The sequence below is a fragment of the Mycobacterium sp. 1245805.9 genome (assembly GCF_001672915.1).
Classification (GTDB): domain Bacteria; phylum Actinomycetota; class Actinomycetes; order Mycobacteriales; family Mycobacteriaceae; genus Mycobacterium.
Window position 1 is genome coordinate 48,781 of sequence record NZ_LZKR01000218.1, and the last position, 20,561, is coordinate 69,341.

The window sequence follows — 20,561 nt, forward strand, 5'->3', positions numbered from 1 at the left end:
AACGAAGGGAGATCGACATGACGCAGACCGTGACAGGAGCGGCATCCGCACCCGAAAGGACGCGGCGAATTCCCCCGCCGTCGGGCAGACGGGAACCCTTGAAGGTAAACATCTTTGACTTCATGACCGGGGCGGCATCCCAACTGCTGCCGCTGTTCCCATACCATGACGCCGGCGCGATAGTGCCTACCGGCTCAATCATGAGAGGCGATCCGAACGATAGCGCGTTCGGCCACTTCTTCCACTACAACACCGTCGAGGAAGTTGCGATCACGTTCGGATCCAACCAGGCCATGCTGCAGACCGGTCAGATCTTCGTCACCCAGCAACTGCATGGCGTGAACTCGTTCCTGCGCAATTCGGCCGATCCTGAAGCTTTCATCTTGATCACCGTTACCCAGCACCAAGCTGAAGATGGAGATCAAGCCGAGGCAATCCTGTTCCGCTGCCAGAAATGTTCCGAGCAACTGGTGCGGTTCGACTACAACGCAAGCCCCAAAGGCGTCGAGGGTCATGACCCCACCCAGTGGGACGGCAGCCCGGACGATGAGGTGCAGATGTTCCCCACCATCTGGGGCAGCAATCGCGCGGCCCTGGCCTACGAGCCGGAATCAGCGCGCACCTGTCCCAAATGCGGGCATGTCAGTCCGCCCCATCCACACCACAAATGGGGCTGGAATCGCTACGTCGCACAGGTCCGCACGGCGGACTCGGCCAAGCGGGCCTTGCGCGCGGCGGCGGCGTCCGCGCAGGAAACCAAGGCGGTGTGATCATGGATCGGCGACGAATGCTGCACGCGTTCAAAGCGGCTCAAGAAATCGGCAACTACGAGGAAGTCCCGGTGCTGCCGGCGAAGGTGGACCCACAGCTGTTCATGTCCCGCAACACCGTCCCCCAGCCGTTCTATCTCATCTGTGAGAAAGACACCGTTGTGGTGCAGATGGCGGGCACGGCCGAGATGTATCTCAAGGACTCCTCGGTCAACCGATTCGCGATGGACGTCGGCGACCACGTTTACGTGCCAGCCGGCACCCCCCACCGCATCGTGCCGTCGGAAGAGAGCGTCCAGCTGCGCTACAAGGCGCGCACCGCCGGGCTTGAAGGCATCGCATGGTACTGCCCCGGCTGCGACCGTGAACTGCACCGCTGCGAGTGGGACACCTCCGAAACCATCTCGCAGGACGTCTATTTCGACGGCTGCCTCGCATTCAACGACGACGAGACACTCCGCCGCTGCAGTGGTTGCGGTGCCCAGCATCCACGCATCGACATGGAACCCTTCGCAGCTTGGAAGCCGCTCGCGGAGCAGTTGCGCGCCGAACTGCAGACCCAATAACTCGACGGTCGTAAACCATCTAACGAAAGGCCGACTAATGCCCACTTACCTGACCACTCACCTGGCCCCCGGCCTGTCTGCCGACGAAATCGCGGGCAACGCACCGGATGTCGCGGAGTCGAAGTACGCCACATTTCAAAATCTGTACGTCGACATGTACAGCGGCTTCCTTGTGACGATCTACCAAGCCGACAGCCGGGAAGACCTCGAACGGGAATTCGAGCGAGTGGGTTTCCCGTTCGACGAGATCCGGGAGATCCAGTTCGCGCTCGACGCGCCCGGCCTGCAGGCAATGGTCGAGGGCATTCCCACTTCATGACAACTGCTCGCCCAGGCGACCAGCGCTCTGACGGACCCGCTCTCGACCGCCGAATCACCTTGACGCTGCAGGGTGATTGGGGCCAAGCCAACCTGCATCGCATCTGCGGGTGGTTGGCCCAGGAGGTCGGCGACCGCTGCGAGCGGGGTTCAGAATTTTTCATCCGTTCCGGACGTGGGGGCGCCGACGCGATTCACGCCGTCCTGTCCGGCCAAGTCGACGTGGCGCTCATGACCCCGACTGCCGCGATGGGGATGGTCGGCGCCGGCGCGGGGCCGCTGGCCGTCGAACGCGCCGAGCGGCTACGAGCGCTGGGCACTTTGCCCCAGCGAGACCGCCTGGTCACCTGTGTGGACGCCGAGCTCGGCGTCGCATCGATGGAAGAGCTGGCATCGCAAATGCCGCAGTTGCGCATCGCCACCAGTCCCGACGACGGCGTCAACCTGGTCGGTCTTGCAGCGCACCACCAACTGCGTGCGGTCGGTATCGAACCTGCCGCGCTGGACGCCGCCGGCGGTTCGTTCGTGTATGACGAGAGGCCGTTTCCCGCGATCGCCGCATTTCGCGATGGTGATGCCAATGTGCTTATCCACGAAGCGATCATGATGCCCGCCTGGCAGCGCATCACCGACCGCAAATCGGTGGTCTACCTCGACGCGGCCCCCTCGGTCATACAGGCCTTCGATGCCTGGCGCTGGCCGACGGCGATCGTCCCACAGGGCTACCTGCCGGGCCTCGAGCGCGACCTGACCGCACTGGAGTTCTCCGATTTTCTGCTCTTGTGCACGGATGCACTGCCCGACGACATCGCGGCACTGATCGCCTGGTGCATGGTCGCTACCCGCGACGCGCTCGAGGTGCAATATCGCCACATTCCACCGGAACGCAGCCCGCTGAGCTACCCGTTGGAGCCGCGAGCTATCGCCGCCGCGCCGATCGCGCTCCATCCGGCGGCCGCCAAGGCCTACGCGGCCTTCACCGAAGACCAACGCCCGACCCGGGCGCTGATCTGGGACTAGACCCACCCAATACAGTTGGAGAAAGGAACGTTTCGCCTCATGACTGCCGCCGCCGGAGAATTGACCGCCGACTGGTTGACGGTGAGCACCGCCGACGGCCCTATGCGGCTTTACCGCGTGCGGCCCCGTCCCGGTGAAGCCGTGGAGCCTGCCGCGGCCGTCGTCGTGCTGCAGGAGGCCTTCGGCGTCAACGATCACATCCAGGACGTGACCCGCCGGCTCGCGGCGCAGGGATACCTGGCTGTGGCGCCCGACCTGTTCCACCGTTCGGGAATCGACACCGTCGAATACACCGACCGCGACACGGCAATGCGACTGATCGGCGAGCTCGGAGCCGAACCGATCGTCACCGACGTCGGCGCCGTCCTCACGAACTTAGCTGAACACGAAGGCATCCCGGCGGACAGGACGGCGGTCGTCGGCTTCTGCTTCGGGGGCCGGGCCGCGTTCACCGCGGCCACGGCGCTCCCGGTGGCAGCGACGGTGGTCTTCTATGGACCGGGCATCGCCGGCGGGCCGCACGCCACTCTGGAGAAGGCGGCCAACATCAAGGGGCCGGTGTTGATGTTCGCCGGTGACGCCGACCCGACGATACCGGCGGAGGACCTGTCGGCCATCCAAGCCGCAGCCCAGCGCCACGATTTGGACCTTCGGCTGGTCGTTTTCACCGGGGCGGGGCACGCCTTTCATTGCGACGCGCGACCGGCCCAGTATGTGGCCGACGCGGCCCACAAGGCCTGGGTCAACACCACTGAATTCCTGGCCGAGACCCTCAGAGCGCGGCCGTGAGGAGCTCGGCCCCTGCCGCCATCGATGCCGACGTGCTGATCATCGGCGCCGGTCCCAGCGGCCTGTTCGCCTCGTACTACGCAGGGCTGCGCGGGCTCAGCGTGGTGTTGCTGGATTCGCTGGAACAGCCCGGCGGACAGCTCATGGCGCTCTACCCGGACAAACCCATCTATGACGTCGCCGGCCTTCCCGAGGTGATGGGGTCCGCGTTGGCGGCGTCGCTGACGACGCAGGCCGAGCTTGCGAAACCCACCTGGCTCCTGGGTGAACAATCGGTGGAACTGGTTGCGGCGCCGCAGGATTGCGGCGAGTCCGAGGCCGCCGCGCGGCGATTCACGGTTGTCACTGACAAGGGACGTCGGATCAGCGTCGACGGGATCATCGTCGCCGCCGGCATCGGCAGCTTCCAAACCCGCCGGCTGAACTGCGCCGACGACTACCTGGACCGCGGTGTGCAGTACGCCCTGCGCAACGTCGCCTCCTACGTCGATGTCGACGTCGTGATCGTCGGCGGCGGTGACAGCGCGGTCGACTGGGCCAACATGCTGTGCCCTGTCGCCAGGTCCGTGACGTTGATCCATCGCCGACGCACACTGACCGCACATCCCAGGTCGGTCAACGAACTTCAAGAAAGCGGCGCCAGGGTGATCTTGGACAGCGAGGTCGTTGCCGCGCATGGCGAGCACTGGCTCGAAGCCATCACCATTCGTACGGGCGACGGTAGGGAAACGATTAAGACTCAAGCGGTGATTGCGGCATTGGGCCACGTCGCCAACCTGGGACCGCTGCTCAAATGGGGCCTCAGGATCGAAAGCCGGCAGATTGTCGTCGATTCCACCATGGCCACGAACATCCCGGGAGTGTTCGCGGTTGGCGACGTCACCGCCTACCCGGGGAAGGTCCGCATCATGGCCGTGGGATTCGGCGAAGCCGCGACGGCGGTGAACAACCTCGCGGCTCAACTTGATCCGGGGCAGCCGATCTTTCCTGGCCACTCGACCGAGTTGATGGCTCCCGCCACGGCGAGGGAGGGGTGATCCCATGACATATGTAATCGGACCCACCTGTATCGAAGAGCTCAACGGCTCGTGCGTTGACGCATGCCCGGTGGACTGTATCTATGAAGGTGAACGGCGCCGGTACATCCAACCCGAGGAGTGCATCGAGTGCGGGGCGTGCCTACCTGTCTGCCCGGTTGATGCGATAACGAGCGGCCCGAACTCGGCGCAGGAGTGGATGGAAGACAATGCGCGATTCTTCGACACGGCTCTTCCCGGCCGATCCGAGCCGCTGGGTTCGCCGGGCGGTTCGTCTTCGGTCGGCAAGATCGGCGTCGACACCGAACTGACCTCAAACACACCGGCACCAGCTAGCCCCGCCTGAGGAGGAAATTGCATGACAGAGATTGATTCTGGGACAAAAGCGTCGGACACCGACGGAAACGAACGGCGACTCGCCGGAGTCCGCTTGATCGGATTCGAAGAGTTGGATCCCGCCGTGAGACAACGGCTTCAATCCAAGTTCGATCGCCTCGGCTATCTCGGCGACTTTTTCCAGGTGACCGCCCACCAGCCGGAATCGCTGGCCGCGTTCATCGATTACACCGACGCCACCAAGCGCGCGCTGCCCGACGATCTGGCCGAGCTCGTCGCGCTGACGGTCGCCACCGCGACTGGAAACGACTACGAACGCCACCAACACGAGCGGCTGTCGGTAAAGCTTGGCCTCGGTAAGGAGTGGGTCGCCGCCGTGGAGCTGCTCGATCCCGATAACGCCGATCTCGCGCCGGCGCAACGGGATACGCAACGATGGGTGCTGGCGGTGCTCAAGGACTATGGGCGTGGCAGCCACACCGAGTTGGACGCGCTCGTACGAGGACTGGGCCCCAAGGACGCCGTCGCGGTCGCGTTGATGTGCGGTCGCTACGTTGCACACGCAACCATCGCCAACAGCTTCGGCATTCAGCCTCCGGTTCCCTCGATTTTCGCAGCCGGCGACAGCTGACGCTAAAGTCGGCGATCGATGCTGAGCGGTGGTGAGCAGGATATCCGTCCGCTGACGGAGTCCGGACATAACCGACGCGACATCACCGCCGTGGACACAGTGTCCAGCAGCAGCGGCGTCGCCGGCCACGGGCCGAAGTTGCTGTTGCAGTCCGACGGGAATTCGCCGGCCCTGGATGCAACTCTCGCGCATCAGTTGGGGACATAGACTTGGCCGCCCTTCATCACGAAACCAACCTGCTTAGTAACAGTGATGTCGCGCAACGGATCTCCCGGGACAGCAACGATGTCGGCGAGCTGCCCTTCTGCAATCCGACCGCGGTCGCTGACGTTGAGCAATTCGGCCGCAACCGTCGTGGCGCCGCGCAGCACGGCCAGCGTTGGCAGTCCTCTGTCGACCAGGGCCACAAGTTCATCGGCGTTTTTGCCGTGCGGAATTGCCGGTGCATCGGTTCCCACCGCGATCTTCACACCCGCCTCGTAGGCGGCAAGTACAGCTTTGCGAGCGCGTGGGAAAATCTCGGCGGCCTTGGCCTGAAGCTGCGCCGGCGCCTTGGAGATGTCCATCGCGTCGGCCAGTCGTTGGGTGGCCACGAGGAAGGTGCCGTGCTCGACCATTTGAGAGATCGCGTCGTCATCGACGAGGAAGCCGTGCTCGATGCAGTCGATGCCGGCCGCGACAGCATGCCGGACAGCGTCGGCGCCTAAACAGTGCGCCGCCACACGCAGGCCTCGGCGGTGCGCCTCGTCGACAATGGCCCGCAATTCCTCGTCGGAATAATGTTGTGCCCCTGGGTCGCCCGTCAGGGACATCACTCCGCCCGATGCACAGATTTTGATCAGTTGTGCACCGTGTTTGATCTGGTAACGCACCGCTTTGCGGACTTCGTCGACCCCGTTGGCGATCCCTTCTTCGACCGACAGCGGCAGCACACCGGGCGCCAGGCCGGCGAACATCGTCGGGTCCAGGTGCCCGCCAGTGGGGGTGATGGCGTGGCCGGCGGGGACCACGCGTGGACCGTCGATCCAGCCGGCGTCGATCGCCTTACTCAGCGCAACGTCGAGAAGGTAGCCGCCGGTCTTGACGAACAGTCCGAGGTTGCGCACTGTCGTGAACCCTGCGCGCAGGGTTCGGCGGGCATTGCCTACCGCACGCAGCATGCGGGTCGCCGGATCGTCTTGCACGCCAGAGAGGGCAGGGGTTTCGCCCCGCCCTCCCATGAGGAGGTTGACCTCCATGTCCATCAGCCCGGGCAGCAGGATCTGATCACCGAGATCGATGACCTCGCCGGCCGGCGCCCGACCGACGCCGGCGATCCTGTCGCCATCCACCCGTACGATGGCGGGGCAAAGGACCTCACCCGCGTCGACGTCAAGCAGACCAGCCGCTTTGAGCGTCAACACGATTCAGACCACCGGCTCCTGGACACACTCGATGTAGGAGGCTCCACTGTCGGGGACTCTGGCTTGCTTCCAGACCTCGACCGGGAACGAGATGGTGATCAATGACTGCAGGATGTGCATGAGTGACCGGACGTCCTCGGGCAGATCGTGCAGCGGAAACTTGTCGCAATAGGCCATCGCGTCGGCTAGCCGCGGCAATGCCGCGTCGTAGAACGCTTGCATTTCAGGCATATCCGAGGCCAGACGCTTGGCATAGCGCTCGCCTTCGGTGGCCAGATCCCAATCCAAGAACTGCTCGAGGTCGGCGAACTCTGCTGGCAATGCCTTACTTTGAGCCATTGCGGTGGCCTTTCACGATGTCGCCGACAGCCTTGTGGAGGTGGCGAAGCAGGATCTCTTGGTCGCACAGCGGGAACTCGGTGACGGCCTTGGTGCCGATCATGGTCTGGGTGGCTTCCAGCGTGTTGGCATCCTGCAGGGCGTACTCCTTGAACGCCAGGCCCGTCATCTCGTGGCGGAGGCGCTCCGTGCAGGTTTTCGCCGGCACCAGGTAAAGGTTGCATTCAAAAATGTGCTTGTTCACTGCGGTCGGCCAATAGTGATAGGTCAGGTACCAACCCGGTTCCCAGATCAGCAACGTCATGTTCGGGAAGAACTCGAAAGAAGAGCAGCCCCACTGCTTGTGCTGCGACGGGTTGACCCCAACCGGCGGCGGGTCGATGCCCTCGATGTCCGGCTTATCCCACGGCCCGAATAGCCCCGCGCGCAGAATCCGCTCGATGGGCTTGACCATGTTCAGGTCTTTCGGCGGGCTCATGCCGCCCCAGGAGGTGATCAACGAGTGCGGGGTATCGATGTCGTAGTGCAGCGCCTCGAACCCGTATTTGATGAGCTTTTCGGATTCTTCCTGCACCGACTGCTTCGCGTGCAGGATCGGCGCGTGGTAAAACTCGGCGAACGAGTCGATGAACAGCTTCCAGTTCGCGCCGATCTCGGAGCGATACGACCAGACCTCGGTCATCTCCTCGAACGGGTAGTCCTCGATGGTCTTGGGGAGCCGACCCAGGAACTCGTCCAGCGGCGCGGCGTCCTTGTCGAAGTTGATGAAGATGAACCCGCGCCAGAGCTCACAGCGCACCGGAATGAGCCCGAAGTCGCTCTTGTCGATGTCGAAGAACTCGTGCTCTTGCTGGATGAACGTGAGATCACCATCGAGGCTGTAGCGCCAAGCGTGATACTTGCAGGTGAACTGCCTGCAGCTGCCCGAGACCTCCTCGTGCGGATAGTCGTTCCAGATCAGCTTGTTGCCGCGGTGGCGGCACACGTTGTGGAACGCCTTGATCACCCCGTCGCCGGTGTTGACGACGATCACCGACGTGCCTTCACCCGCCGCGGCGATCTCCTTGGTGAAATAGCTGCCTTTCTTCGGCAAGCGCTCGACCCGCCCGAGGTTGAGCCACATTTTCTTGAAGATGGCTTCTTGCTCGGCCTTGTAGAACTCCGGATCGATCGAGTCGGTGTAGTCGACAGGAGCGGTACCCAGCTCAGGCCAATGCTGCGTCCAACTACCGGCCTCGGGCTTGGCGAAATGTGTTGTCACGGGATGACCTTTCCTGTTCCGTCTTCGCGAAAACGTCCCGACGGTGCCTCGCACGCACCGCAACGAGACGTACCCGTCTAGTTAATAACTACACGGTAGCGTATGGTTTTGTCAACGGGCTTTTCGTCGGACACTCCGTGATGGAAGGAACACATGGCTGACAGACGGTCCCTGGACGCAAGCGACCAACACACCCGCGAAAGATTCCAGGTCGCTTCGGCTCGTCTCGATCGCCCAGAATGGGCTATTCCCTATCGTGTCGTGGTGCTCGGCGCCTCAGCCAAGGACGTCGTGCAGGCCGCGGGTGGGCTCATATTTGACCGGATCCGGTCGGGTTGGGAGGCCGTTGCCATGCTTCCCGACTCCTCCGATGAGCGGCCATTGCGAATATTGGGCGCCAAAGCAATTCGGGCCGACGGCGAGGATGCACAGCAGGTAATGACCGAGGTTCCCCATGCGCTTGTGGTGTCGGCTGACCTGCTATGTGAGAACACCTCAATTGGACAATGGATACACAACTCGCTGAATCCCAGCTTGACGGCACTGTCGGTCTGGGACCTCAGTACTGTGCGGCAACCAAACGTCGCGGCCCTCACCAAGCACCGCCTGAGTTCGGCGGCCAGAATATTCAAGACGGCGGCGCTTCGGGCCGCATCGGTGCCAGTCGAACGTTGTGCGCACACAGAGATATTCCGCAACGGCCGATAGTTCGGCTAGGCCGGGCTCACCCTCGGGCCTTCGCTTTGAGCACCACGCCCGCGGCATCCTCGATCGGCTTGATCACCGACGTGAAGTCACAGGCGGGGCCGTACTCGTCGATGACGGTGTCCCATACCCTTCCTACCTCTGCAGCGACCGTAGTCGACAGCCCCAGATCTTGCGCCCCTTCGAGATAGAGGTGGATGTCTTTGACCATCAACCCGGTGGCAAAGCCATAGTCGAAGGTGCGCGGCAGCACGGCGCGCGGGAATTTGTCTCGGCTGGCGCTCGTCGCCCCGGAACCGGCGTTGAGAACGTCAATCATCACGCCGGCGTCGAGGCCTGATTTGACGCCCATCACCAAGACCTCCGCCGTGGCGGCCAACGCGGTCGCTGAAAGCAAGTTGTTGGCGAGCTTCATCGTTTGCGCTGAGCCTGGCTTGTCACCGATGTAGAACACCTTGCCCAACGTCTCGAAAATTGGCTTCAATAACTCGAATTCGACCGTGGGACACGAAACCATGACGGCAAGCGTTCCTCGTTCTGCTCCGCCGACTCCTCCGCTGACCGGACTATCAATCGCGACGATGCCACTTTCGGCCAACAAGCAATGAATTCGAACGGCCGTCGCGCTTCCGACCGTCGAAAGATCGATAAACCTCTTGACGCGTCGGCCCCCGACGATGCCGCCCCGCCCGGTCGCAACATTGAGAGAGGCCTGCAGCGAGGGCAAGCTGGCCATCACGGTTTCGGCGTGATCGGCGACCTCTTTCGGGGAGGACGCGGCTTGGGCGCCGTGTGTGATCAGTCTGTCGAGGGCATCGGGTTGGGTGTCGTAGGCCACGATGCGGTGTCCGGCGTCGATGAGGCGGCGTGCGATGGGAAACCCCATGTTGCCCAGTCCGATGAATCCGATATCCATGGTGGGCGCCCTAGCTTTGAGCGGGGTTGGCCAGTGTTCCACCGGCGATGCGGAATGCGTCGACCGCCGCTGGTATTCCGGCATAGATCCCCACCTGCAGCAGGATCTCGCGGATCTCCTCTGGTGTCACTCCGTTGGTCTGGGCGCCGCGGATATGGATGCGTAACTCGTGTGGGCGGTTGAGGACGGAGAGCATGGCGATGTTGAGCATGCTGCGGATCTTGGGTGAGAGTCCGTCGCGTCCCCACACTGCCCCCCAGCAGTATTCGGTGACGAGGTTCTGTAGGGGTTGGGCGAAGTCATCGGCTTGCGCGAGCGCCTTCTCCACATAGGCCTCGCCAAGCACCGCCTTTCGAATCTGCAGCCCGGTGTCATAAGTTGCCTTGTCCACGGTCGTCTCCTCAGCTAGCTCCACGGTTCTTCGCCGGCGATGGTGGTGCGGTGCAAGGTGCGTCGCGACGACGGGTCATACGGCAACGCGCGGTGCAAGATGCCGGTGTTGTCCCAGATGACGACGTCGCCGACCTGCCAGTCGTGGGTGTAGCAGAACCGATCCTGGGTGGTCCAGGTGAGCAAGTCGTCGAGCACTGCCGCACTCTCGGCCGGATCCAGGCCCACGATGTGGTCGGCGTTGACGCCGATCACTAGGGAGCGGCGCCCGTCTCGGCGCTTCCACACCAGCGGCGTCTCCTGGGGGGGAAGGGCGCGCCATGCGGCGAGTTCCTTCGCGCTGGGGTCGGGATTGACCAGTCGCTGTGCGGCCTCGAAGCTGTGCACGACGCGTAGGTCAGCGTACCGTTTGCGTTCTGTGTCGGGCAGGTTTTCGTATGCGGCATAGGTATTGGCGAACTGGGTGCCGCCTCCGGTCATGGCGACGTGGCGCGCGGTGAGCATGGTGGCTTTTGCGGGCACAGCGCTGGTGGTGTCGTCGATGTGCCAGTTGAAGGTGCCCTTGAGGTATTCGGCGGCCGGGTTTTTCGAGGGGTCCAGGGTGACTTTGAAGATCTCTTGGCCGCCGGGAGCCAATACGGTGCCCAGCCCGCGGCTGAACGCCAGCTGCTCCGTGTCATCCAGGTGCAGTCCGCGGATGAGCAGGACACCGCGCCATGTCAACGCTTCTCGGCAGCGGGCGATGACGGTCGGGTCGAGAAGGTCAAGCGCGCCGGTGACTTCGACGCCAAGCTCAGGGCTGAGCGCGACGGTGTGCATCATGGAATGTGCCTTCCTGCCCCCTCGGGGGATGAGTCGGTCGCCTGGTTGCGGCGATGTCCCGGCGTCGTTGCAGGGGTGAATTCGATGTGCAGGCTGGTAAGCCCGCGCATGATGAAGGTGGGTTCGTAGGTGTAGCGGCGGGCACCGGGCGGTCCGTGCTGCGTTGGCCAGATCCTGATATCGGTAGTGCGGTCCAGTAGGCGTTCGAGCGTGATGCGTCCTTCGACTCGGGCCAGGGGGGCACCGGGACAGGCATGGACGCCGCGGCCGAACGCGATGTGCTCGCGCACATTTGGTCTGTCGACACGCAAGGTGTGTGGGTCGTCGAATTTGCGAGGGTCGCGGTTGGCCGCGCCGAGAATCGACATCACTACCGTGCCCGCTGGCACATCACGACCACCAAGCTCGGTGTGGCACTTGGCGAGTCGAAAGTCGCTTTTGACGGGGCTTTCCAGACGCAGTGTCTCTTCGATGAAGCTCGGGATCAGGCTTCGGTCGGCGCGCAGGCGTTGTTGCAATGCCGGGTCTTCGGCGAGAAATCGCACGGCGGCGGTGAGCAGTTTGGCGGTGGTTTCCTGCCCGGCGCCGAATAGAAAGGTGGCCAGTCGAACCACCTCGATCGCCTCGGGGGTGCTGCCGTCGGGGTAGGTCGCGCCGGCCAGGCCGGACAGGACGTCGTCGCGGGGATTGCGACGCCGGTCGTCGACGTATTCGGTGAACTTGCGCTCGAGGTACGTCAGCGGGTTGACGCTGCGCTCGTTGTCGAGATCACCGGGTCGGCCGGCCACGGTGTCAAAGACTTGACGGAACTCGGCGCGGTCTTCCTCGGGTACGCCGAGCAGGTCCGCGATGACCAGCAGTGAGAAGGGTTTGGCGTAATCGCGCAGGAATTCGGACTTTCCGGTGGTGATGAACTTGTCCAGCTCGCTGTCGGCCAGTGGCCACATGAAGTCTTCGTTCTCTTTGAGCCGGCGCGGGGTGAGTAGGCGGCTCAGCAGTGCGCGGGCACGGGTGTGCGCGGGGGGATCCATGGTGACCATGTGTTCGGCCATCGGGAACACGTCGCGGTGTGCCTCGATCTGGGGCGTGATGTTGTCGCCGTCGATGTCGAAAGGCAGCGGGAACAGCGGACCCGATACCGAGATGCAGGAGGAGAAGGACTCGGCGTCGCGGGATAGCTCGACGGCTTCGTCGTAGCCGGTTACTGCGAGCACGCCGTGGTGGGGCTCGCGCGTGATCGGGCACTGCGCGCGCAGGTGATCGAAGTAGGGGTAGGGGTCGGTGATCAGCGATCTGTCGGTGAAAAAGTCGATCGCGTCGAAGTCGGTCATCAGTTGGTCTCTCTGTGTTTACAGTTGCACGACAACGGTTTTGGTGGCGGTGTAGGCGTCGAGTGCCTCGTGGCCCTTTTCGCGGCCGTATCCGGATTTTTTGAACCCACCGAAGGGCAGCTCGACTCCCCCGCCCGCGCCGTAGGTGTTGACATAGACCTGGCCGGCCCGGATTCTGGCGGCAAGGCGATGGGCCCGCGAGAGCTCCGAGGTCCACACTGCGCCCAGCAGCCCGTAATCGGTGCCGTTGGCCAGGCTGATCGCTTCGTCTTCGTCGGCGAATGTGTTGACGGTCAGGACTGGTCCGAAGATCTCCTCCTGGGCGAGAACCGATGCCGGATCGACGTTGTCGATGACGGTCGGCGAGAAATAAGCGCCATCAGCCAAAGCGGCCGCGTCGGGCACATACCCGCCGCAGATGAGTTCCCCTCGGGTGTTCTCGGCGAGCAGCGAGGCGACGCGCTGTTGTTGCTTGCGCGAGATCAGTGGGCCGAGTTCCTTGTCGTGCAGACCCGGGCCGATGGTGACGCGGTCGAACCGTTGGCGCACCATGTCGAGCAGCTGGTCGTGGATCGACTCGTGTACCAGCAGCCGCGAACCGGCCGAGCAGGTCTGCCCGGCGTTCTGCAGGATCGCTTTGGCGATGAATTCGGTGGCGCGCGCGAAGTCAGCGTCGGGAAACACGATCTGGGCCGACTTTCCGCCCAGTTCTAGGATGGTGGGCGCCACCCGTTCGGCGGCGGCGTGGGCCACGGCCGAACCCACCTCGGCAGAACCGACGAAACCGATATGGTCGATCCCGGAATGGACCGCTAAGGCGGCACCGGCTTCGGCGCCAAGGCCGGTGACGACGTTGAATACGCCAGCCGGCAGACCGGCTGTGATCGCGATCACAGCGAATTCCACTGCAGTGCGTGGTGTTTCGTCGGCAGGTTTGGCTACTGTCGCGTTGCCGACCGCGATCGCCGGGGCAATCGCCCGCGCGAGCAGTTGCATGGGGTAGTTCCAGGCGAGGATGTGGCCCGTCACGCCCAGCGGCTCGCGGCGGGTGTAGACGTGCAGGTCCGAGGTGAGCGGGATGCTGTTGCCGTAGTAGCTGTCGATCGCGTGCCCGTAAAACCGGAAATACCGTGCTGCGACGGCGGCATCGGTGCGGGCCTGGCTTAACGGCTTTCCGGTGTCCTGGCTTTCCAGCACCGCGAGTCGCTCTTGATCGGCATCGATCAGATCGGCCAGCTTGATCAGCACCTGGGCCCGCTCGGCCGGTGCTGTGAGTGACCACGCGCTCGACGCGCGTCGGGCGGCGCTGACAGCGCGATCCACCTCGTCGCCGCTACCGCGGCTCACCGGACCCAGCGAGCGGCCCGTCGAGGGGTCAATGTTGTCGTAGACGTCTTGGGCCGCCAGCGGCCGGCCGTCGATGAATGAGGCGGTGGTCGTCATCGTCAAATTCCAGGTGCAGCGCCGATTATGTGTTTCTGCCGCCGTTGACGCCTATGATCTGGCCGGTGATGTAGCCGGCTTCCTCGGACACCAGGAAGGCGCAGGCCGCGGCGATGTCTTCGGGTCGTCCGGCGCGGCGCACCGGGGTTTTTTCCGCGTGATGTTCCACCGTGTCGCCGAGATTGCCTTCGGCTTCGTTACGCCGTGTCATCGGGGTGTCAATGAAGCCAGGGGGAATGGTGTTGACCGTGATGCCCTTGGGGCCGAACTCGAGCGCCAGCGATTTCGTCAATCCGACGACGCCGGACTTGGAGGCGACGTAGTGGGCCATAAAGGGTTGTCCGCCATGGGTGCTCGAGGAGGAGATGTTGACGATGCGGCCCCATCCGGTGGCGATCATGTCCGGCAACACGATCTGGCAGCAGTGGAACGTCCCGGTGAGGTTCACCGCGAGCAGGCGGTCCCACTTTTCCGGGGTGATCTTCAGGAACGGTTGAAAACCCTCCATGCCGGCGTTGTTGATCAGAACCGTGATCGGGCCAAATGCCTGGCGGACCAGGTCGGCTGCGTCCTGGATCCGTCCCCGATCGGAGACGTCAACCTGCACAGCCATCGCCGTACCACCCTCGGCGATAATTTTCGTGGCCGCGTCGTCGGCGGCTGCGATGTCAAGGTCGAAGATCGCGACTTTGGCGCCGTCGCGGGCCAAACGCCGGGCAATGCCCAGCCCGATGCCCGACGCGCCGCCGGTGACGATCGCGATCTTGTCCACCGATTCAGTCATCCTTGCCTCGCTTGAGGAACCACTGCTCGAAGGTGTCGATGAACGCGCCGGGATATTCGCCCTCGACCGCCGTTGCCCGGTCCAGCTCGACCAGCGTGTCCACGGGAATCGACACCTTGAGTGATCCAAGGTTGTCGTCGAGTTGCTCCAGGGTGCGTGCACCGACAATGATCGACGCCACGGGCCGGGTGCGCTGCCACGCGAGTGCCAATTGTGCAGGAGTGCAACCGAGTTCAGCAGCCGCCTTCTGAACGACGGTGACAATCTCAAAGCCGCGATCATTCTTGTGAAATGCGTCGAAGGGCACCTCGTGTTGTGCCAGTCGGGTGTTTTCGGTGGTGTCGCCGGGTTTGACCTTGCCGGTGAGCATGCCGGCGGCCAGGGGGCTCCAGCTCATCAAACCCACGCCCTCATCGGCGAAGAGCTGTAGGTGCTCGCGCTCGAGGCTGCGCACGATGAGGTTGTATTCGCCTTGGAAGGCGATCGGGCGGGTGGTGCCGAGCCGGTCGCACACGCCGAGTGCTTTCATGAGCCGATATGCGCGCATGTTCGAAACCCCGACGTACAGGATCTTGCCGTCGCGGATGAGGTCGTCGAGTGCGGTGAACGTTTCCTCGAGCGGGGTGGCGTGGTCATCGACGTGCAGCCAGTACAGGTCGATTCGGTCTGTTTGAAGTTGGCGCAGGCTTTGTTCGCAGATCTGTTTGATGTGCTTTCGTCCGGCGCCGCGGGCGTGCGGGCCGCTCCCCACGGCCATGCCGAACTTGGTGGCCAGCACGACGTCGTCGCGTTTGCCGCGCAGTGCCCGGCCGCAGATTTCTTCGGACAGCAGGTAGCCGCTGGCGGTGTCGATGATGTTGCCGCCCGCGTCGAGATAGCGGCCGATGAGCGCGGTTGCTGTGGGTTCGTCGCATCCCCAGCCCGGCATGCCGAAAGTCATTGTGCCGAGGGCTAGTTCGGAGACATACAACCCGCTGCGTCCCAGGCGTCCAAGCTTCATTCGACGTTACTGCGGCTGGGCGGACTGGTCGATGACCCAACGCACCGAGCGGCGGTCGGGCTCGATGCCGTCATGCGGCAGGCCGTAGGTCTGCTCGGGATCTACGGTGGCCATGGTGAACATCTCCCCCAGTGGCATTAGACGCTGCACGCCGTGCAAGGCGAGTTCCTCACGCAGTTGGAGGCGCAGGCGCTCGGGGTAGATGCCCACGGTTTGCGTTTCCTCGCTGACCCAGTGGGCGACCTTGGTGATATCGGGAACCGGTACCAAGTTTACGACCCGGTTGTTGAGGCGGTCGGCGAATTCGACGGGTTCGTCGGCGGTACGCGAGATGACGACGCCCGCGCTGGCGGCATCGCCGATGATGCGGTAGAACTCGTCGTCGAGCGCGAGTGCCGACATCTCTTCTTGCAGTTCGTTATCCGGGCATTTAGGGACTGTCGACTCGTATGGCGGAAGCAGGAAGAACGCCGAGTGGATAGCTTGACCGAAACGCTCCAGGCGTGCCAGGTTCTCGTCGGTCTCGTCGCATTCGACGTAGACAATCCGGGTACTCGAGCACGCGGTCTGGTTGAAGTAGCCGGCCATGCGCGCCACTCCCACAGCGGCGTGCTGCATGGCCGTGGTGTCTTCGAGTGCCTCATGACCGACAACGGAGATCGATAGCTTGGGGTTCATGGCGATCAGTTCGATGCCTGGCACGAGGTACTTCTGGATGTGCGTCATCGAGGCCATCCCGCCCCATGCCGTGAGCTTCTCGATGCGTGACGGGCGGATGACACGCTTTTCCACCTCTTCGTCGCCGCCCTTCCAGTACGCGACGGCGAAATGTTTGGTCACCGGGTGATCGGGGTCGAGTTCGATCATCGCCCGCACGATCGCGGCGGCGGTGTAGGGGTCGTTGGACGGCGTCTTGATCAGGCAGTCGCCCTTGGTAAGCGCAGCACGAATGACCGTGATACCGGCGGTGATCGGGACGTTCCCGGCGATGATGTGCAGTTGCCGTGTCCCGATCGCGCGCACGCGAATGGTGGACTGCCCGGGGCGCCCCTTGTCGACCCACCCGTCGAGGTAGGCCTTGCCGACTCCCTTGTCAATCTGACCGCTGAGCCGGTCGCGGTCGAAAAGCCTAGGGAATTCGTCGTAGATGGGCCGCAGCACGGGTTCGGTCATATCACCGGCCTCGAGCGCGAGCTGGAACGCCGTCTGCATCAACGGGTTTTCCAGCGTCAACCGTTTTCCGAGTTGGGCGAGGAAGTCGATGATGTCGTCGATGGGTGTGTCGTGCAGGTCACGCAGCGCGCTGGCGTCGGCGAGCGCGAGCTCGTCGGCGTATTTCTTCGGATCTGGTGCACGGAATCGAGCGCCGACTCGGCCACCGAACTCGATGGCGTCATCGCCGGGCTCGATGATGCGGCCACGGATGATAATCGGGATGTCGAGGACGGTCGCCTCGGGCGCGGTGATCGTCATGTCAGGCCCCACCGACGTAGTCCATGAAGTCGTTGTAGGCCTTGGCGGTGCCCGCGCACGTGATCTTGTCGTCGCCGCCCGCCAGGTCGGCAAATCGAGTGATCTCGGGATGCACCCGAGGACTGCTGAAGCCGCAGGCACATTCGCCGTCGAAGGTGATCGTCACACGGTCACCGGAAATGAAGCCGCCCCAATAGGTTTCGGCAAGTAGGTCGTAGAAGGCCATCCGCCCGGTCTGGGTACCCGCCGCCGGCAGGCGCTGCGCGTCCTCGTTCAACAGGATCGGAATGGTGTAGGGGGCGACGTGGAAGAAGCCGGCGGCGCAAATCGGGTTCGCCGCGATCATCTCCGACATGCCATAGAAGCTGGCCAGCTTTTGGATGCCGAAGAACTCTTGCAGCACTTCTTTCCAGTTGGCGGGCGCGTCTTTGAATCCCTTGAAGCCGCCGCCTACGGCCAGCACCGATCCGGGTGCGAACTGAACCTGCAGTCCCACTTCTTTGCCCTTCAGGGCGAGTCGCACCATGTCGGCGGAAGTCCCACCCACCAACACTTTTTGGCCACGGAACTCCACGGCAAGCTTTTCGAACCAGTGTTGAAGGTCTTCTTCGCGGTGGCTGGCGGCTTCGATGAGCTGCATACGTTCCTCGAGAAGTCGGGGATCGATCTGAAGTTGATCGAGTTCGCCGCGCTCCTCGGCGGCACGCATGCGACCCGCCAATGACAGCAGGTCGCTGGACAGCCGGTAGTCGTAGAGCATGTGCCGGCATGCCTCGCCGCCCGCGGTCTCGGCGCCAAAAAGCATGCCCTGCTTGGCCATCATTTGGTGGCCGTAACGGTATCCGGCGGCGAAGTTGTGGATCTTCTCCGTGCGCATGTCGAGTCCGGTAGTAAAGCGAAGTGACTCGAAGTGATCGGTGCGCCAGGCTGGCCATTCGGTGCGTGAGCGTGGGATGAAGCTGAGTTTCCCGGTGGTGCCGGTGGAGTGGCCGATGATCATGCCGTGCTCGTCGAGGCGGGTCAGCCAGTCATCGACAGAGTCGACGCCATCCAAAGGTACTGACTTGAGGTCGTGGGTCGTCAGGCGGTTGAGCCAGACGGTGAGACGCGAAAACTGGCGCTTCTCGATCAAACTCAACGGGTAACTTTTGTAGACCCGGTGGTCGAACAGGACCGGCAGCACATCGTCGATTTCCTCGACGCGGTCGACCCCTTGCTGCGTGGCCAGTTTGTCGAGTGCTTCCAGCTGTGGGCGTAGCGATTCGAAGCGAATTTTGAGCGCCTGTTGCTGGACATCGGCGACCTCCTCGGTCGACAAGTTGAGTAGCTCCTCGTAGGGCTGCTCGGTCCACGTCGCGACGTTATGCGGATCCAACGTTGTCATAAGAGCCCCTATCCTCACGGGCGAGTAACCATACGATCGCGTCTAATTAAAGTTACACATGCTCTCGTCGGGATGTCAATGCACGTTGTGCCGCCGCGACCCACTGCGACCAGTTCTCGATGCGCGTCCACAGCAGCTCGCGCGTACCGGCGAAGTTGTGCATGTGGCCCATTGCTGGGCACAGGAACAGGTCCACCGACGGCGCCGACTGGTAGGCGCGAGGCTCACTTCTGCGGTCCAGGCAGACATCACGCTCGCCGAACGCTAGAAGTACGGGCACGTCGACCGCGGCGGCCTCCGTGAAGACCACGCCCGGTGTCTGCGCACACAAAACCACCCCGGGAACGGTGGATGAAATCCAGGGCGCCGCGCCCTGGTACCAGCCAGGAAACGCCGTCGCGACATCGACGTCGTCCCAGAACCAAAACCACATCGCCTTCGCCAGTTCGTCTTGGGGACCGGCGGCGGCAACCTGGCGGGCGTTGACCACGACGTCGAACGCATCGCGCGGGATCCACGGCCGGACTAACGGGGTCTCCCCCGGGGCGACGGGAACATGCATATCCATGACGCCGAAGCCCAGGACCGCAATTCCGTCGTACGTACTGTGGTGGGCCTGCTGGAATACCACGGTACTTGCTCCCATGGATTGGCCGAGGCCGAGGACCACGGGGTCACTGACAATGGGAAATTCCTTGCCGTTCAACCCCTTTGAAAGCATTCGCAGCACTTCGCGTTCGGCGGAATCGGCGGCGGCGGCCAACGTCGTGTAATCAAGCCGCGACATGTCGTGGGTGCTGCTGTCGCCCACGCCGAGGTGGTCGACCGAGACAAATACCCATCCGCGTTGAGCGTGCCATCGCGCTTGAGCTCCTCTGGCGGGTCCCGGTAGATCGGAAGTGAAGTAACCGCGGGCGAACGCGCCCCCCGGTTTTGCAAAGCAGACGATAGGCCGCGCGGGAATCGCTGCCGGCTCGGGCAGGTGGACGGTGAGCGCCATCGTCGCTGCCTCGCCAAGCCGCGCCGCGTCGGTGACGTCGATCCACAGGTCGATCTCGTCCATCTCACTCCCTCGATTGTCATCCAGCGCGGTACAATCATACTATTCCGTCTATTTAGTTACCATTGGAAGACCATGACCACCACAAGTCGCCGGCCGGGGCGCCCCACCCAGGCCGAAGCCGAACGGCTCGATGAGCAACTGCGCGAAGCCGCGGTGGCCACATTTCTCGAACACGGTTACGACGGCGCCAGCATGGAGGCCATCGCGCGTGCCGCCGGGATCACCAAGCAGACCTTGTACTCGCGCTATGCCGACAAGCGCGCAGTATTCATGGACGTGATCCCGTGGGCGATGTCGCGTTACGAACAGCCCGATCTCGTGGGTGACGCCGCCGGTGACGACCTTGGCGCCGCGTTGACCGCCATTGCGCGAGATGCATTGGAACGGGCCACGGATCCCAAGCTGGTGCGGTTGCAGCGGATCGCGATGAACGAATCTGGCCGCTTTCCCGAGTTTTCCGTCAGCGGGGAAACGATGGCGTGGTCGCCGCGGTTGCGGGCAGTCATGGATCTGCTGCGCCACCACCAAGCCGCCGGGAACATCGAGGTCGACGACATCGAGTTGTGGTCGGAGCACTTCTTGACACTCGTGCAGGTGCTTCCCGCGCGCCTGGCTGACTTTGGGGTGTATCGCAGCAAAAAGCAACAGGAACGTCACCTTAAAAGCGCGGTCGAGCTTTTCCTGCGCGCCATCAGGCCCGTGCACCCCGTCGCACCACCGCGCGCGTCCCGAAAGCGGCGCTCACCGCTCTGAGGGTCGTGCTAAAAGGTCCAGCCGCGC

General features: G+C 63.4%; 23 protein-coding genes. 10 read left to right on the top strand and 13 right to left on the bottom strand.

Annotation, left to right across the window (positions count from 1 at the left end; translation table 11 throughout):
- The first annotated feature begins 17 nt into the window (after positions 1-17).
- From A9X00_RS28325 to A9X00_RS28355, 8 genes are all read left to right on the top strand, one after another.
- On the top strand, positions 18-770 hold the full coding sequence (locus tag A9X00_RS28325; RefSeq protein ID WP_156772339.1) for a hypothetical protein: 753 nt from the start codon (positions 18-20) through the stop codon (positions 768-770).
- 17 nt (positions 771-787) lie between these two features.
- Positions 788-1,336 (top strand): hypothetical protein, encoded by a 549-nt coding sequence (locus A9X00_RS28330; protein ID WP_067161394.1) that lies wholly within the window; start codon positions 788-790, stop codon positions 1,334-1,336.
- Positions 1,337-1,373: 37 nt separating this feature from the next.
- Positions 1,374-1,655 (top strand): hypothetical protein, encoded by a 282-nt coding sequence (locus A9X00_RS28335; RefSeq protein WP_066939464.1) that lies wholly within the window; start codon positions 1,374-1,376, stop codon positions 1,653-1,655.
- A gap of 113 nt (positions 1,656-1,768) precedes the next feature.
- Entirely contained in the window at positions 1,769-2,674 is a 906-nt protein-coding gene (locus A9X00_RS28340) for a hypothetical protein (protein WP_156772340.1), read from the top strand.
- Positions 2,675-2,713: 39 nt separating this feature from the next.
- On the top strand, positions 2,714-3,463 hold the full coding sequence (locus A9X00_RS28345; RefSeq protein ID WP_082975582.1) for a dienelactone hydrolase family protein: 750 nt from the start codon (positions 2,714-2,716) through the stop codon (positions 3,461-3,463).
- Positions 3,460-4,500 carry an NAD(P)/FAD-dependent oxidoreductase gene (locus tag A9X00_RS28350; protein WP_067161400.1) on the top strand — a complete coding sequence of 347 codons (1,041 nt, stop codon included), beginning with the start codon at positions 3,460-3,462 and terminating at the stop codon, positions 4,498-4,500. The genes A9X00_RS28345 and A9X00_RS28350 overlap by 4 nt, the downstream gene beginning before the upstream one ends.
- A 4-nt stretch (positions 4,501-4,504) precedes the next feature.
- Positions 4,505-4,846: a ferredoxin family protein gene (locus A9X00_RS30370; protein ID WP_082975583.1), complete on the top strand. Its 342-nt coding sequence runs from the start codon at positions 4,505-4,507 to the stop codon at positions 4,844-4,846.
- A gap of 12 nt (positions 4,847-4,858) precedes the next feature.
- Entirely contained in the window at positions 4,859-5,467 is a 609-nt protein-coding gene (locus A9X00_RS28355; RefSeq protein WP_082975584.1) for a carboxymuconolactone decarboxylase family protein, read from the top strand.
- Between the two features lie 191 nt (positions 5,468-5,658).
- Here A9X00_RS28355 and A9X00_RS28360 read toward each other — a convergent pair whose 3' ends face one another.
- From A9X00_RS28360 to A9X00_RS28370, 3 genes are read right to left on the bottom strand one after another with little or no spacing between them, the layout of a single operon-like run.
- Positions 5,659-6,870, bottom strand: a complete 1,212-nt coding sequence (locus A9X00_RS28360; RefSeq protein ID WP_067161403.1) for an amidohydrolase family protein — start codon at positions 6,868-6,870, stop codon at positions 5,659-5,661.
- A gap of 3 nt (positions 6,871-6,873) precedes the next feature.
- On the bottom strand, positions 6,874-7,209 hold the full coding sequence (locus tag A9X00_RS28365) for a hypothetical protein (RefSeq protein ID WP_067161406.1): 336 nt from the start codon (positions 7,207-7,209) through the stop codon (positions 6,874-6,876).
- Positions 7,196-8,470: an aromatic ring-hydroxylating dioxygenase subunit alpha gene (locus A9X00_RS28370; RefSeq protein WP_067161410.1), complete on the bottom strand. Its 1,275-nt coding sequence runs from the start codon at positions 8,468-8,470 to the stop codon at positions 7,196-7,198. Before A9X00_RS28370 ends, A9X00_RS28365 begins: the two co-directional genes overlap by 14 nt.
- A gap of 153 nt (positions 8,471-8,623) precedes the next feature.
- Between A9X00_RS28370 and A9X00_RS28375 the strand changes: the two genes are divergently transcribed.
- Positions 8,624-9,178, top strand: a complete 555-nt coding sequence (locus A9X00_RS28375) for a hypothetical protein (RefSeq protein WP_156772341.1) — start codon at positions 8,624-8,626, stop codon at positions 9,176-9,178.
- Positions 9,179-9,194: 16 nt separating this feature from the next.
- Here A9X00_RS28375 and A9X00_RS28380 read toward each other — a convergent pair whose 3' ends face one another.
- The 10 genes from A9X00_RS28380 to A9X00_RS28425 are packed head-to-tail and all read right to left on the bottom strand — an operon-like array spanning position 9,195 to position 19,781.
- The gene (locus tag A9X00_RS28380; protein ID WP_067161416.1) at positions 9,195-10,091 is read right to left on the bottom strand and encodes an NAD(P)-dependent oxidoreductase; all 897 of its coding nucleotides are present in this window, start codon (positions 10,089-10,091) and stop codon (positions 9,195-9,197) included.
- A gap of 10 nt (positions 10,092-10,101) precedes the next feature.
- A complete protein-coding gene (locus A9X00_RS28385; protein ID WP_067161532.1) occupies positions 10,102-10,482 on the bottom strand; it encodes a carboxymuconolactone decarboxylase family protein in 381 nt (126 codons plus the stop codon).
- A gap of 14 nt (positions 10,483-10,496) precedes the next feature.
- Positions 10,497-11,303 (bottom strand): TauD/TfdA family dioxygenase, encoded by an 807-nt coding sequence (locus A9X00_RS28390; RefSeq protein WP_067161420.1) that lies wholly within the window; start codon positions 11,301-11,303, stop codon positions 10,497-10,499.
- Entirely contained in the window at positions 11,300-12,634 is a 1,335-nt protein-coding gene (locus A9X00_RS28395; RefSeq protein WP_067161423.1) for a cytochrome P450, read from the bottom strand. Before A9X00_RS28395 ends, A9X00_RS28390 begins: the two co-directional genes overlap by 4 nt.
- An 18-nt stretch (positions 12,635-12,652) precedes the next feature.
- Positions 12,653-14,077, bottom strand: coding sequence for an aldehyde dehydrogenase family protein (locus A9X00_RS28400; protein ID WP_067161426.1), 1,425 nt, complete (start codon positions 14,075-14,077; stop codon positions 12,653-12,655).
- Between the two features lie 25 nt (positions 14,078-14,102).
- On the bottom strand, positions 14,103-14,861 hold the full coding sequence (locus A9X00_RS28405; protein WP_067161429.1) for an SDR family NAD(P)-dependent oxidoreductase: 759 nt from the start codon (positions 14,859-14,861) through the stop codon (positions 14,103-14,105).
- Positions 14,854-15,861, bottom strand: a complete 1,008-nt coding sequence (locus tag A9X00_RS28410; RefSeq protein WP_067161433.1) for an aldo/keto reductase — start codon at positions 15,859-15,861, stop codon at positions 14,854-14,856. The genes A9X00_RS28405 and A9X00_RS28410 overlap by 8 nt, the downstream gene beginning before the upstream one ends.
- 6 nt (positions 15,862-15,867) lie before the next feature.
- On the bottom strand, positions 15,868-17,334 hold the full coding sequence (locus A9X00_RS28415; RefSeq protein ID WP_067161436.1) for an acyl-CoA reductase: 1,467 nt from the start codon (positions 17,332-17,334) through the stop codon (positions 15,868-15,870).
- 1 nt (position 17,335) lies between these two features.
- Positions 17,336-18,718 (bottom strand): hypothetical protein, encoded by a 1,383-nt coding sequence (locus A9X00_RS28420; RefSeq protein WP_067161439.1) that lies wholly within the window; start codon positions 18,716-18,718, stop codon positions 17,336-17,338.
- Between the two features lie 52 nt (positions 18,719-18,770).
- The gene (locus A9X00_RS28425) at positions 18,771-19,781 is read right to left on the bottom strand and encodes a hypothetical protein (RefSeq protein WP_067161442.1); all 1,011 of its coding nucleotides are present in this window, start codon (positions 19,779-19,781) and stop codon (positions 18,771-18,773) included.
- Between the two features lie 72 nt (positions 19,782-19,853).
- On the opposite strand from A9X00_RS28425, the gene A9X00_RS28430 reads away from it, so the two are divergent.
- A complete protein-coding gene (locus A9X00_RS28430) occupies positions 19,854-20,534 on the top strand; it encodes a TetR/AcrR family transcriptional regulator (RefSeq protein WP_067161445.1) in 681 nt (226 codons plus the stop codon).
- Positions 20,535-20,561 lie beyond the last annotated feature (27 nt).

Coding starts and splice junctions, on each gene's coding strand:
- A9X00_RS28425 (WP_067161442.1), bottom strand. CDS start 19,781: ATGGACGAGATCGACCTGTGGATCGACGTCACCGACGCGGCGCGGCTT.
- A9X00_RS28420 (WP_067161439.1), bottom strand. CDS start 18,718: ATGACAACGTTGGATCCGCATAACGTCGCGACGTGGACCGAGCAGCCC.
- A9X00_RS28405 (WP_067161429.1), bottom strand. CDS start 14,861: ATGACTGAATCGGTGGACAAGATCGCGATCGTCACCGGCGGCGCGTCG.
- A9X00_RS28330 (WP_067161394.1), top strand. CDS start 788: ATGCTGCACGCGTTCAAAGCGGCTCAAGAAATCGGCAACTACGAGGAA.
- A9X00_RS28355 (WP_082975584.1), top strand. CDS start 4,859: ATGACAGAGATTGATTCTGGGACAAAAGCGTCGGACACCGACGGAAAC.
- A9X00_RS30370 (WP_082975583.1), top strand. CDS start 4,505: ATGACATATGTAATCGGACCCACCTGTATCGAAGAGCTCAACGGCTCG.
- A9X00_RS28380 (WP_067161416.1), bottom strand. CDS start 10,091: ATGGATATCGGATTCATCGGACTGGGCAACATGGGGTTTCCCATCGCA.
- A9X00_RS28325 (WP_156772339.1), top strand. CDS start 18: ATGACGCAGACCGTGACAGGAGCGGCATCCGCACCCGAAAGGACGCGG.
- A9X00_RS28365 (WP_067161406.1), bottom strand. CDS start 7,209: ATGGCTCAAAGTAAGGCATTGCCAGCAGAGTTCGCCGACCTCGAGCAG.
- A9X00_RS28395 (WP_067161423.1), bottom strand. CDS start 12,634: ATGACCGACTTCGACGCGATCGACTTTTTCACCGACAGATCGCTGATC.
- A9X00_RS28400 (WP_067161426.1), bottom strand. CDS start 14,077: ATGACGACCACCGCCTCATTCATCGACGGCCGGCCGCTGGCGGCCCAA.
- A9X00_RS28335 (WP_066939464.1), top strand. CDS start 1,374: ATGCCCACTTACCTGACCACTCACCTGGCCCCCGGCCTGTCTGCCGAC.
- A9X00_RS28410 (WP_067161433.1), bottom strand. CDS start 15,861: ATGAAGCTTGGACGCCTGGGACGCAGCGGGTTGTATGTCTCCGAACTA.
- A9X00_RS28415 (WP_067161436.1), bottom strand. CDS start 17,334: ATGACGATCACCGCGCCCGAGGCGACCGTCCTCGACATCCCGATTATC.
- A9X00_RS28375 (WP_156772341.1), top strand. CDS start 8,624: ATGGCTGACAGACGGTCCCTGGACGCAAGCGACCAACACACCCGCGAA.
- A9X00_RS28430 (WP_067161445.1), top strand. CDS start 19,854: ATGACCACCACAAGTCGCCGGCCGGGGCGCCCCACCCAGGCCGAAGCC.
- A9X00_RS28345 (WP_082975582.1), top strand. CDS start 2,714: ATGACTGCCGCCGCCGGAGAATTGACCGCCGACTGGTTGACGGTGAGC.
- A9X00_RS28390 (WP_067161420.1), bottom strand. CDS start 11,303: ATGATGCACACCGTCGCGCTCAGCCCTGAGCTTGGCGTCGAAGTCACC.